Origin of the sequence: Novosphingobium sp. BW1, from assembly GCF_008107685.1 — a bacterium.
Taxonomy (GTDB): domain Bacteria; phylum Pseudomonadota; class Alphaproteobacteria; order Sphingomonadales; family Sphingomonadaceae; genus Novosphingobium.
On sequence record NZ_VIRF01000058.1, the window covers coordinates 267,042 to 278,765 of the forward strand.

At 63.6% G+C, this 11,724-nt stretch carries 12 protein-coding genes; 5 read left to right on the top strand and 7 right to left on the bottom strand.

The window, feature by feature from the left end:
* Nucleotides 1-45 precede the first annotated feature (45 nt).
* The 7 genes from FMM79_RS06305 to FMM79_RS06335 all read right to left on the bottom strand — a co-directional run bounded on the left by FMM79_RS06305 (nucleotide 46) and on the right by FMM79_RS06335 (nucleotide 5,826).
* Nucleotides 46-783, bottom strand: a complete 738-nt coding sequence (locus FMM79_RS06305) for a GntR family transcriptional regulator (RefSeq protein WP_240339019.1) — start codon at nucleotides 781-783, stop codon at nucleotides 46-48.
* 161 nt (nucleotides 784-944) lie between these two features.
* Complete coding sequence (locus FMM79_RS06310) at nucleotides 945-1,673, bottom strand: DUF3108 domain-containing protein (RefSeq protein WP_148626662.1); 729 nt, start codon at nucleotides 1,671-1,673, stop codon at nucleotides 945-947.
* Nucleotides 1,674-1,723: 50 nt separating this feature from the next.
* Entirely contained in the window at nucleotides 1,724-2,386 is a 663-nt protein-coding gene (locus FMM79_RS06315; RefSeq protein WP_148626663.1) for a hypothetical protein, read from the bottom strand.
* A 1-nt stretch (nucleotide 2,387) separates the two neighbouring features.
* On the bottom strand, nucleotides 2,388-3,278 hold the full coding sequence (locus tag FMM79_RS06320) for a VOC family protein (RefSeq protein ID WP_148626664.1): 891 nt from the start codon (nucleotides 3,276-3,278) through the stop codon (nucleotides 2,388-2,390).
* A gap of 37 nt (nucleotides 3,279-3,315) precedes the next feature.
* A complete protein-coding gene (locus tag FMM79_RS06325; RefSeq protein ID WP_148626665.1) occupies nucleotides 3,316-4,698 on the bottom strand; it encodes an MmgE/PrpD family protein in 1,383 nt (460 codons plus the stop codon).
* 1 nt (nucleotide 4,699) lies between these two features.
* Nucleotides 4,700-5,521, bottom strand: coding sequence for an SDR family NAD(P)-dependent oxidoreductase (locus FMM79_RS06330; RefSeq protein WP_148626666.1), 822 nt, complete (start codon nucleotides 5,519-5,521; stop codon nucleotides 4,700-4,702).
* Complete coding sequence (locus FMM79_RS06335; RefSeq protein WP_039393609.1) at nucleotides 5,518-5,826, bottom strand: REDY-like protein HapK; 309 nt, start codon at nucleotides 5,824-5,826, stop codon at nucleotides 5,518-5,520. Before FMM79_RS06335 ends, FMM79_RS06330 begins: the two co-directional genes overlap by 4 nt.
* Nucleotides 5,827-5,930: 104 nt before the next feature.
* Here FMM79_RS06335 and FMM79_RS06340 point away from each other — a divergent pair, with 104 nt between their 5' ends.
* From FMM79_RS06340 to FMM79_RS06360, 5 genes are all read left to right on the top strand, one after another.
* Nucleotides 5,931-7,163, top strand: coding sequence for a class I SAM-dependent methyltransferase (locus FMM79_RS06340; RefSeq protein WP_148626667.1), 1,233 nt, complete (start codon nucleotides 5,931-5,933; stop codon nucleotides 7,161-7,163).
* Entirely contained in the window at nucleotides 7,160-7,519 is a 360-nt protein-coding gene (locus FMM79_RS06345) for a hypothetical protein (RefSeq protein ID WP_148626668.1), read from the top strand. The genes FMM79_RS06340 and FMM79_RS06345 overlap by 4 nt, the downstream gene beginning before the upstream one ends.
* A 7-nt stretch (nucleotides 7,520-7,526) precedes the next feature.
* Entirely contained in the window at nucleotides 7,527-8,921 is a 1,395-nt protein-coding gene (locus FMM79_RS06350; protein ID WP_148626669.1) for an FAD-dependent oxidoreductase, read from the top strand.
* Between the two features lie 80 nt (nucleotides 8,922-9,001).
* Nucleotides 9,002-10,639: an FAD-binding oxidoreductase gene (locus tag FMM79_RS06355; RefSeq protein ID WP_148626670.1), complete on the top strand. Its 1,638-nt coding sequence runs from the start codon at nucleotides 9,002-9,004 to the stop codon at nucleotides 10,637-10,639.
* Nucleotides 10,636-11,661 (top strand): zinc-binding dehydrogenase, encoded by a 1,026-nt coding sequence (locus tag FMM79_RS06360; protein WP_148626671.1) that lies wholly within the window; start codon nucleotides 10,636-10,638, stop codon nucleotides 11,659-11,661. Before FMM79_RS06355 ends, FMM79_RS06360 begins: the two co-directional genes overlap by 4 nt.
* Nucleotides 11,662-11,724: the final 63 nt, after the last annotated feature.

Genomic DNA, 11,724 nt, shown 5'->3' on the forward strand with positions numbered 1-11,724 from the left:
CTGACGCGTCACGGAAGGAAACCTTCAACGGCTCCGGGGCCCATTTCAGTGAGTGCCGGGGCCGTTCAGGTCCATGCGGATGTGAAAGCGGTCTGCGCGATAGTGCGCGTAGGTAAGCATGAAAGGCCGGTCGTCCGCGTCGTAGGACACACGCGTGATGCGCAGGATCGGCGAGTTCAGTTCAACGCCCATGGCATCGACCATCTCGCCAAACGCCAGGACCGCGTTGATCGTCTGCGTGGCATACTTCAGCTTGACGCCGACATCCTCGAGAAGCCGGAGAATAGGTGCGGTGGCCAGAGCGTCCGGCGTAACATACGGCGCAAGTCCGACAGGAACATAGCTGACAATCCAGCCAATCGCGACACCTTCCATCTCACGCAAGCGCACCGAGCGGATGACCGGATTTCCGGCCTCAAGCCCCAGGCTCGCCGCCGCACGGGGAGGAGCGGCAACTTCTTCGACACTGAGCACCGTGACGTCCGTCCCGCCACCGAAGGCGAGCAGCGAATCATAGGCCTGGTCGATATTCGCCTCAATGGGCTTGGACGGTGACTTGAAGATGACCCGCGTGCCGACGCGGCGCTTGCGCTCGACGTAGTTCTGTTCGGCAAGGTCGTTGAGCACGCGGCGCGCAGTGATGCGTGAGACATCGTAGGTTTCGGCCAGTTCCTGCTCGGTCGGCATAGCGCTCCCGAAAGGACGTTGGCCCGAGAGAATCTCGTCGCGCAAGAAGAGATAGATCTGGTGATAGAGGGGAACCGCCCCTTCGCGATCAAGCACGTTCTCTCTTGCCCCTGTGCAAGGCCCCTTCCCCCCGTACAAACTTGAGCGGAAGCGACGTAGCGTAAACCGCAAATTTCGCGCTCGTCAGGAACTTAGTCAACCCGTCGCGGCACGCTGTCCCCTGAGATCTCGCGTGCCGGAACAGATCGGACGTGCGTTCAGCGTTCCAGTTCGACCAGCTCGTACCAGGTCTGCATGTAGCCGCCGACGCCGCCCTGGACAAAGATGGCGTCCTCATCAGCCGTTACCCACATCTCGTACGGCGGGTGCGCTTCACCCGATACGCCCACCATGTCGCCATCATCGTCGGTGAACTGGAACTTGTGGCATTCGAACGTGCCCGCGGGCACGGTCACCGTCTCGTCGCCGATATAGCCCAGCTGCAGTGTCGTTTCGGCAATCAGTGGCGGCGTCGCACCGCGGTGGTCGGGCGACGGCAGGAAACAGCGGAATGGACGGCTGTGAAAGCCCTTCGAGCGGTCAATCTTGCGGGTGATGTAGGCATCCGCGACGATGGGGTGAGTGCCGAAGCCATCGAATGCGCCGCGGATCTTCTTCGACTGCGAGACGCGCCCGATCGAGGGGCCATAGCTTTCGCACTCGATGGTATCTTCGCCGATGATGAAGAGACCCGCCCCCATGAATTCGTCGCCTACCGTTAGGCGCACGAGGCAGTCCATCGGACGGTCGTTCTCGTCGAGGCTATAGGTGATGTCGCGCATGACCGTGGGATCGGGTTCGTCGATCTCGCAGTGCGCGCGTAGCGTCTTCTTTCCGTCGGAATGGTGGGTCCACATGAAGGTCTCGCGGCCGCGGTCGGCCCCTTCACGGCCTTCCTTGCGCGAGGTGTACTGGATCTTGCCGGTAATGGTGCGATGCTTTTGCAAAATCGGCTCCTGTGTTTTGGAAGATGGATCAGTTGAAACTCAGCGCGCCCTCACAGCGGGGTCGCAATGCCGAGGAACGAGGCGACGAGAACGGCGGCCCAGAGCGTCATCACGGTGGGCTGTGTCACGGACAGAACACCCGCGATGGTTTTGTCGCCCTCAGGGCTTGCCCCGTTCTTGCCCAGGTCTACGATGGCCGGGATCAGCGGCACGAGCTGGCGCCGGACGAGCAGGCCTACGAAGATGCAGAAGCCCAGAACCAACAGCTTGAGCGCGATGAAGAGCGGCAGCGTGACGGCCCCGACAAGGCCGGCTACACCGCCTGCGACGAGCACGGCGAGGACGATGTAGCGAACGGCAAGGTCGATCTGCTTGTAGGTCTTGCCCGCAGGTCCATGGAGAATGTGGACCGTCCAGGCGAGTGCGAGCCAGGCCAGCCCTGCTACCCACACACCGATCACCGTCAGGCCCGGCACGTCAAGCCAGCCTTTCATCACGGCCAGTGTGAAGCCGGTGGGAAAGGTCAGGATCAGCGCGGTGCGCGGCGCCATGTCGATGTTGTTGAGGATATGCAACGCGAGCAGGCGCTCGGGCACGGTTCGCTTGGGATCGACAAGAAAGCGCGAGGAATAGAACGCGCCAAGGTCACCGCCCAGCCAGTAGATCGGGATCAGGAGGTGCAGCAGGGTTAGGAGTGCAAGCGCAAGGTCCATCTCAGATCGTGCCCCCTTCGATCACTTCGAGCAGCGCGCCTTCCGGTGTCAGTAGGATGCCTGTCCGCTTGCCCGCATAGAGCGGCCCCTCGCGTACGACCGGCGCACTGGCCCAATGGCCTTCGAGACGCGCGAAGTCGGGGTGCAGCATGGTGGTGATCGCAACGCCGGGCGGAAGGTCGCCTTCGTGCTTTTCGCGCACGGTCGCTTTGGCCGGATACTGGTCAATTTCGAGGAAAGTCTGGCCGGCGCCGCGTGCGGTCACGATAGCCGTCTTCGTTTCGGGATCGAGGTCAAAGGCCTGATTGATCATCGAGTAGCGGATCGGCACAGGATCGATCACGGGAAGGCCCAGTACATCCTCCACCCACTTCACACTGGCAGGCAGATCGTGGCTGGCAAGCACCATGATGAAGGGACGGTCGACCAGCGAGGTCGGCTGCGGAAGACCGTTCTCCTCGCCCGGTTGCAGTATCTGGGTCAGGTAGACGATCTCTTGGTCATCGCCCTTGACCTGCATCGGCTTGACTGTGGCAAAGCCGTCAAGGTCTTTGGGCGGACCGATAATTTCGAAAGGGCTCTCTTCCATGCGATCGTTCACCGCCATGACGTCGCTCACGCAGATCTCGGTCGCGGCCCAGCCATACGTACGGATCGGCGCATAGGAGGGAACCGGATCACCTTCCACGAAGCGCAGGAATACCTGGTCGTCCGAAGCAGGTTGCAGCAGCGCAAAAGGACGTCCGGCTGAGGCCGGGGCCTGCCAGGCGGCGGCGAGATCTTCGGGCACGGCGCCTTCGTCGACGACGCGGTAATCCATCCATCGGGCATAGCGCTCGCTCGATGCGGCCACGTCGGCAACGACCAGTGTTGCGCACTTGAGTAAGGTCATCGGGTGTCCTGCTTTGGGATAAAGAGAAAGAGAGGGCTCAGCCCATCACGCCCGTAGCGCGAAGGGTGGCCATGGCGTCGCGCGCGGCTGCGAAGGTGTCGATAGCCACGGCAAGACCCGCATGGCAGTGCCCCAGCCCTGCAAATTCGAGGCAGCCTTGCGCCTTTTCCATGTGCTGCTCGCGCGAAAGCGGCCATTGCGGCGAGCCGAACTGCGCCTCGACATCCTGCACCAGTGTGCGACCATCGACGGTACGGGCCATGGCCCGCGCCGGGGCAAAGGCGGCCATGTCGGGGTTGTCGTTGGCAATCACCCTGATCCGGCCCGCAAGGGCATGAACTTTGGGATCGTCGAGTGAGGCGCGCTGAAAGTCGCCCAGCGCCACCTTGCCCCGCAGCAAGGTCACCGCCGCGAGGTACTGCATGCAAAGCCGCGCATAGCCCGGTTCCATGTCCGCCTTGGCCGCGCGCCCGACAAGGCGGTGGATGAGCGGGGGAGCATGGTATTCGAGGCTTTCAAGATTAGCCGCGGTGAGGCCCTGGCCCGCCATCAGATCCTGCACGGCGACGATCCCGCCATGCCCGGCACGTCCGGTCGGGAACGGCTTCCAGCTCACCTCGGTGATGCGGTGCCCCTGCCCCAGCCTGGCGAGCGCGGGCGCAAGCGCCGCGCGCTTTTCCATGAGTGCAAAATAGCCAAAGGGGCCATCAAGCGGATGGGCAATGCCGGACATTCCGGCGCGCGCGAGATCCACGGCGACGAGCGCATTGCGCGCCGCACTGGCGACCTGCACTGGCAGTGCAGGCTTGCCCTCGACGTGTGCCTGCATCGTGCCTGAGGTCAGAGCCAGTGCATGGCCGAAGGCATCGAGCGCCTCTGCGCGCGGCAGGCGGCGCATCCGTGCGATACCCGCCACGCAGCCGAAGATCCCGGCCGTCGCCGGGCGGAAGAAGGTGAGCGCATCGGGCGCCGCGATCCCGATGGTAACCGAAACATCGACCGCCGCGACGATCGCCGCGAGAAAGTCCTCGCCGCGCACCGGATCACCGCGCTCGGCCTCGGCCAGAAGTGCGGCCAGAGCGGTCGCCATCGGGTGCAGCACGGCCGGTTCATGGACGCAGTCATACTCCTGCCCATGGATCTGGAAGCCATTGACGAAGGCCGCCGATGCGGCAGGCAGACGAAGTCCAGGGCGCCCCAGCACCGAGGCCACGCCGCCCTCACCCCAGCCCTGTGCCATGGCAAAAACACCATCGGCATGGGCGGCGTTACGGCCTGCGACGCCCACGGCCAGACTGTCGTGCAGGAAGGTCTGCGCGCGCTCTTGCGCCTCAGTCGGGATACTCTCCCATTCGAGGGCCAGCGCGTGGTCGATGAGAACGTGCGCGGGATTTTCGATGTTGTCGGCCCCGGTTGTCATCTCAGTGCGGCTCCTCGCCGCCCGAGACGTTCATGCTCTCCCCGGTGATGTAAATTGCCTCGTCTGAGCACAGGAAGGCGATGGCCGACGCGGTATCCTGTGGCAGCCCCGGGCGGCCCATCGGAATGCGCGCAGCCATGCGCTTGAGGTATTCCTCGACGCTGATGCCCTGCACCTCGGCAAAGTGCTCGTTCTGCCACTTGCCAAGACCCGTGGTAACGTGGTTCGGGCACACGTTGTTGACCGTGATGCCTTCCGGGCCAAGCTCGATCGAGGCCGAACGGACAAGGCCGACCAGTGCGTGCTTGGACGAGCTGTACGCCTGAGCATGGGGAAAGCCGGATTTTGCGGCCTGGCTGGCAACGTTGATAATGCGCCCGCCCTTGCCTGCCGCGATCATGCGCTTGGCCGCGGCCTGAAGACCGAACCATGCGCCATTGAGATTGACGTCGATCACCGCGCGCCAGTCGTCCACGGACACGTCGACAAGCGGCTTCATGATGTAGCCGATGCCTGCGTTGTTCACCCAGATATCGAGCGAGCCGAAGGTGTCGATCGCATGGTCGGCTAGCGCCTCGACCTGCACAGGGTCACGCACGTCGCAGGCGAAGGTCGTCGCCTCGCTCGGCATTGCATCGGCAATGCGCGTCATCTCGTCCGTGCTGCCGATCATGGTATCGGGCGTCAAGGCATCGCGCGAGGTGCCGATGTCCGAGATGACGACCTTGGCGCCCTCTTCCGACAGACGACGGGCAATGGCTTCGCCCAGACCACCTTCGCGACCCGAGCCGGTAACAACAGCGACCTTGCCGGCAAACCTCATGCCACCAGCTCCTCGGTCATCACGAAGGTGACATCGACCATGCCCTGGAAGGTGGCGGCGACCTCCTGCATGATTTCGCTTTGCGCATCGGCGGCGAATTGCTCCATGTCGTTGACGTCGAGAACTTCGATATATCCGAAGGGCGGCTTTTCATCCGAGCCCAGAACCGAGGTCGAACGGTACACGCGAAAGCTGTCTATGGACTTGAGGGAGTTGGCGGTGGGAAGGTCGGTTTCCCGCGCCCAGGCTTCGTATTCCTCCACCGAAACACCCGGTTTGAGGTTGAATACGGCGAAAATGATCATCCGGTTTCCCCTTGGATTTGCGTGTCGCCTCGGCACATCGGCTTCGGCTCTTGCGTCTCTTGTAACGACAATATAGCATAAGGCTATAACAAATGAGGTAGGCCGTGAAGACGTCGCGTACAACTCCACCTGCAAATGATCCTAGCGCCGCCTATGAAGGCCCACCCGACTACCGGGTGATTGGTCGCCATGCGGTATTTCCCGAGACCAGCCACGATGAGATCGAGCGCGTGAACTTCCTCGCGCATATGAACAGGCACCTGGCTGCCCGGGTCGTCCCGGGCGTCAAGGCGGCCTACGACAGCCGCGTGGCACCGGGCTTCGAGACCGAGAACGGGCGGCCGCTTGCCAACCGCCACGAGGCGCGCAAGGCGCTTCTCAAGGACCCGGCCTTCCAGACCTGGTCCGCGCTGCGCCGCATGACGATGGAACAGCGCCAGCAGGCCGGCCGCTGGACTTCGCTGCGTCAGGCGGAGCGTCTGGCCGCCATCGCCGCGGACATGACCGATGGCGATCCGCGTCTGCAGCTCGATCCCACGGTCGAGATCCCGCGCTATGTCTCGGCGGTCGACCACCACTGCATGCCCGGCAGCTACCACACAGAGTATTTCGAGGGCGACGTCACCAATGGCGCGAACTACGATCACGCCGGATTCGTCACCACCAGTGGGCTTCTTGGCAAGTACTCCGACGGTGGCGGCATGGCGGTGGTCAACTGGGTAAAGAAGAACTTGCCCCACTTTGCGCCGAAGAAGATCCTCGAGATCGGCGGCACCGTCGGGCACTCCAGCCTGCCCTTGGCGCAAGCCTATCCCGAGGCCGAGATGACCATCGTCGATCTGGGGGCGCCGGTGCTGCGCTATGGCCTCGCCCGCGCCAAGTCGCTGGGCGTGGACAACGTCTCCTTCGTGCAAGCCAGCGGCGAAGACCTTTCGCGCTTCGAGGACGCCAGCTTCGACTGGATCCAGACGACGATGTTCCTTCACGAACTTTCGACCACCGCGCTGCGCAACATCTTCCGCGAAACGCGGCGTCTGCTGAAGCCCGGCGGCATCGTGCTGCACGTCGAGCAGCCGCAGTATGCGCCCGAAATGCCGCTCTTCGAGCAGGCGATGCGCGATTGGGACGCCTTCTACAACAACGAACCCTTCTGGTCGCGCATGCACGAGATGGACCTCGATGAGGCCATGATCGATGCCGGCTTTGCAAAGGACAGCCTGATCCATGGAGGCGTCTATGGCGTCGTCGACCGCGAGCTGTTCCCCGACGCTGAAGAAGATGACACCGAAGACTATGGCCGCAAGGCGGCCTGGCACGTGATCGGAGCCGTGGCATGAGCTTTTCCGACGCCCTGAACGGAGCCGGCGCCAAGCCCGCCGGCAAGCGCCCCTACTTCCTGGAACCTCAGGTCGAAAAGGTCCTCGCGATCACCATGGCGGTGGCGCAGGAACTGGCGGTTGCCCGCCAGCGCAACGATACGCTCGAGCGTTTGCTGCGCGAAAAGGGTATTCTTGAAGATGGGGAGATCGACGCCTTTGAGCCCTCCCGCGAGGCATCGGACGAGCGCCAGATGTGGAACCAGGAATACATCGCCCGCATCCTGCGCATCGTGCAGCAGGAGAACGAAGCCGCGATTCTGGATGACGATGTCGCCTCGGGGGACGTCGGCGAAGAACTCGCGCGAGAGGCATGATCGCATTATGAGCGAGACCTTCGAATTCATCGTTCCCGTGCTTGTGGTGGGCGGCGGCGCCTGCGGCTGCATTGCAGCTCTTGCCGCTACGAAAGCCGGGGCCGAGGTCCTGCTGATCGAGCAGGACGAGCGCCCGATGGGCTCCACCGGCATGTCGCAGGGCCTTATTTGCGCGGCGGGCACAAAGGCCCAATCCGCGCACGGAATCGAGGACAGTGCGCACACCTATTTCGATGACATCATGGCCAAGACCAAGGGCCAGACCGACCCGATCCTGGCTCGCGCTATCGCCGATCATGCAGGGCCTACCGTCGACTGGATGGTCGAGGAACTCGACATGCCCTGGAAGCTCGATACCGGCTTCAGGCCCGCCTATGGAAACAGCACCTACCGCGTCCACGGCTGGCGCGGGCACGGCGGGCAGGACATGGTGGACCTGCTTCACCGCCGCCTCGACGACAACGGCGTCGATGTCATGACGGAAGCAAAGCTGGTGGACGTTCATGCCGATGCAGATGGCCGCATTACCGGCGTCACCATTGCGCGTCGAGACGGCTCGCACGAATCGGTCGGCTGCGACACCCTGATCCTTGCCTGCGGCGGCTTTGCGGCGAACCATGCGATGGTCGCGACAAACATGCCCGAGATGGCCGAGGCCCGGAACAACGGCCATGAGGGCAGCCAGGGCACCGGCATTACGGTCGGGGTCAAGGTTGGTGCCGCACTTGGGGACATGGCCTCCTACCAGGGGTATGCGATGCTGACCGAACCGCAGGGCATGCCGGTCCCGCCAGGCGTGCCTATTGCCGGCGGTATCCTCGTCAACATCGAGGGCAAGCGCTTCACCAACGAGACCGACGATATTGCAGGCATGGTGCACCCCGTGCTGCACCAACCGGGCGACTATGTCTGGGTGATCTACGACGACCGCATCGAGAAGGACGTCGACTACATCCCTGAGATCATCGAGCTCAACAGGCTCAACGCCCCGCGCTTTGCCGACAGCGAAGAGGAACTCGCACAGGTGCTCGGCCTTCCCGTGCAGGCCCTTGCCGCTACACTGGCCGACGCGCGCGCTGCCCAAGGCGCAGGCGAGGCCGACAGCTTCGGCCGCGTGTGGAACGGCGACCTCCCCCCTGCCCCGCGCTTCCGTGCGCTGAAGGTAGTGGGCGCGATCTTCCACACTCAGGGGGGGCTCCAAATCGATGGCGATGCGCAGGTGCTGCGCCCCGATGGCACCAAGCTGCCCAACCTATTTGCCGGGGGCGGCGCGGCGCGGTCCGTTTCCGGTCCGGCGCACTGGGGCTACCTCCCTGCCATGGGGCTGGCGACAGCGGTGACCTTCGGGCGCCTGGCCGGAGAGGCCGCCGCCAAGCTCGTGCTTAGCCGCGAACCGGCCTGACCCGCCTCGCCTTCACCTTGCTTCTTTCGTAATCCCCAGCCGCATGCCTTCCGCGCGGCCTCACTCACGGGAAACACACCATGTCCAATATTGCCGCTCCGGCCGCTCCTGCCTCCATCGCACCGTGTCCGAGTGACCTTCGTGCCAAGTTCGAAGGCATCGTCGGCACCGCCCACGTGACATCCGAAGAAGCACGCCTTCGCCTCTTCAGCGAGGACGTCTGGATTGCCTCCAATCACGTCGCCATGCTGATCGTGGCCCCCGCTACGACCGAGGAATTGGCTGCCGTTGTCGCCGCCGCCAACGAGGCCGGTGTCGCCCTTGCCCCGCGCGGTGCAGGCATGAGCTACACCGAAGCCTATATACCGGCGACCAACGACACGATCACCATCGACACCACGCGCATGAACAAGGTGCTGGATATCAGCCCCGAGGACATGACCGTGACCGTCCAGGCCGGATGCTCATGGCGTGAGCTAAACGAGGCACTCAAGGCAAAGGGCCTGCGCACGCCTTTCTGGGGGCCGATGTCGGGGATCTACTCCACCATCGGGGGCGGTCTCTCGATGCTCAACGCCATGTTCGGTGCAGGGCACTATGGGACGACCAGCGAGAGTGTGATCGCGCTCACCATAGTGCTGGCCGATGGCCGGGTCCTGCGTACCGGCGCGCGCGGCCCGGATGGTGACACCCCATTCTACCGCCACTTCGGCCCTGACATTGCGGGCCTGTTCTGTGGCGATTCCGGCACGCTGGGGCTCAAGACCGAGATCACGCTGCGCCTCATCCGCCAGCCCGCCTTCGAGCAGTCGGCCTCGTTCTCCTTCAAAAGCGGCCCGGCCATGCTCGAGGCGCTGGGCGAAATGGCCCGCGAGGGCGTCGCTGCGGAAAGCTGTGGCTTTGATCCCGGCCTCACCAAGGTGCGCATGAAGCGCATGTCGATGGCCAGCGACGTGAAGACGCTGGGCAAGGTCATCTCGAAGGAGAAGTCACTGGGCAAGGGCCTGCTCGCTGCAGCCAAGATTGCCATCGGCGGCCGCAACTTCGTCCCTGAGGAAGAGTTCCCCCTTCACATCACCGCGGAAGGGCGCTGCAAGGAGGCGGTTGCCCACGACATTGCGCGGGCCCGCGAGATTGCTGCGCAGTTCGACGGCGTGGAAATCGAGAACTCGATTGCCAAGATCATTCGCGCCATGCCCTTTCCTGCGCCCAACTCGATCCTGGGCCCCGAGGGTGAAAGCTGGATTCCGGTTCACGGCCAGTTCTCGCTCTCGACGGCACCCAAGGCCTTTGCCGAGATCCGCGCCTACTTCGACGAGATGCAAGAAATCTTCGATAAGCACGGCATCTTCAACGGCTTCCTGACCTCGTCAATGTCGACCAACGCGATCATCATCGAGCCGGTCTTATTCTGGCCCGAAGGCTACCGCCCGATCCACGAATCGATGGTCGAGCCTGACCACATGAAGCGCCTGAAGCAGCTCGGCGCCAACCCCGAAGCCACGGCCATCGTCACCGCCGCGCGCGAGAAGGTGAAGGAAATCGCGCGCAAGTATGGCGCGGGCCACTTCCAGATCGGTCGTTCCTATGCATATCGCGATCGGATGGATGAAGCCTTCCTCGACGTCCTCGACGCGGTGAAAAACACAGTCGATCCCAAGGGATTGTTCAATCCGGGCGGACTGGGCTTCCCGCAGGGCAAGATTGCAGAACAATGAGCGAAACGGCGAAGACTTACCGCGCGATCCGTCTGACACAGATCGCGCCATCCTTCCGCGAAGCCTGCGAGATCGTCCAGCTGCCAAGCCGCGAACCCGGCCCCGGAGAGATCCGCGTACGCAACCGGTTCTGCGGCATCAACGGCATCTTCGACACCCAGATCGCGCGTGATGCGGTCGATTACGTCAAGATTGCCCTGCCCACCTTCACCGGGGTCGAGGCTATTGGCACGGTCGAGGCCGTAGGCGAAGGCGTCACCGATTTCGCGGTGGGCGAAGCCGCTGTCTCGGTGCGTTTCACCGGCGGATACCGCGAGGAGAACACCGCGCCCGCGAGTGGCTTCGTCAAGGCTCCCGCCGTCACGCGCGAATACTTGGCGCTCGCCTCCACGGGCGTGTCGGCCATGGTCGCGCTCGAACGCATAGGCGAACTGAAGGACGGCGAGACAGTCGCGATATCGGCCGCCGCGGGAGGACTGGGACACTTCCTGGTCCAGCTCGCCGCCCTGCGCGGGTGTCATGTGGTGGGCGTGGCCGGTGGCCCTGAGAAGTGTGCTTTCGTAAAGTCGCTCGGCGCCGCTCGTGTTGTCGACTACAAGGCCGAGGATGTGGGCGAAGTGCTCAGCCGCGAATACCACAACGCGCTGGATGTTGCGGTCGACACCGTCAGCGGGCCGATCCACGACGCCTTCCTGGCAAACCTCGCCAACCACGGACGGCTCGTAGTTGGCGGCGCCGCCTCAGATCTCGAGGGCAAGCCCGAGATTGTCACCGCCCCACGCATCGCCAATTCGATCTACTACAAGAGCGCCTCGGTGCGCGGCTTCATGAACGGCCTGCTCACCCAGTATTGGGAGGAGGCACGCGAACGGCTTTTCGGTCTCTATCAGGACGGCAAGCTCAAGGTGCACCTCGACAGCGCCGCCTATCACGGAATCGAAGGCATCTACGACGGCGTAGAGCGTCTCCTGTCTGCTCGCTCATCGGGCAAGGTGGTCGTCGACTTGCACGAAGCGTCCTAAACCGGTCTAGGCAGGTCTTTGAGGCAAGCCCATGACGCTTGCCCTTCGACCATTTGCGAACGG

Excerpts from the sequence above, each read along its gene's own strand:
- FMM79_RS06335 (WP_039393609.1), bottom strand. The coding sequence starts at position 5,826 with ATGATCATTTTCGCCGTATTCAACCTCAAACCGGGTGTTTCGGTGGAG.
- FMM79_RS06320 (WP_148626664.1), bottom strand. The coding sequence starts at position 3,278 with ATGACCTTACTCAAGTGCGCAACACTGGTCGTTGCCGACGTGGCCGCA.
- FMM79_RS06345 (WP_148626668.1), top strand. The coding sequence starts at position 7,160 with ATGAGCTTTTCCGACGCCCTGAACGGAGCCGGCGCCAAGCCCGCCGGC.
- FMM79_RS06360 (WP_148626671.1), top strand. The coding sequence starts at position 10,636 with ATGAGCGAAACGGCGAAGACTTACCGCGCGATCCGTCTGACACAGATC.
- FMM79_RS06325 (WP_148626665.1), bottom strand. The coding sequence starts at position 4,698 with ATGACAACCGGGGCCGACAACATCGAAAATCCCGCGCACGTTCTCATC.
- FMM79_RS06350 (WP_148626669.1), top strand. The coding sequence starts at position 7,527 with ATGAGCGAGACCTTCGAATTCATCGTTCCCGTGCTTGTGGTGGGCGGC.
- FMM79_RS06315 (WP_148626663.1), bottom strand. The coding sequence starts at position 2,386 with ATGGACCTTGCGCTTGCACTCCTAACCCTGCTGCACCTCCTGATCCCG.
- FMM79_RS06355 (WP_148626670.1), top strand. The coding sequence starts at position 9,002 with ATGTCCAATATTGCCGCTCCGGCCGCTCCTGCCTCCATCGCACCGTGT.
- FMM79_RS06330 (WP_148626666.1), bottom strand. The coding sequence starts at position 5,521 with ATGAGGTTTGCCGGCAAGGTCGCTGTTGTTACCGGCTCGGGTCGCGAA.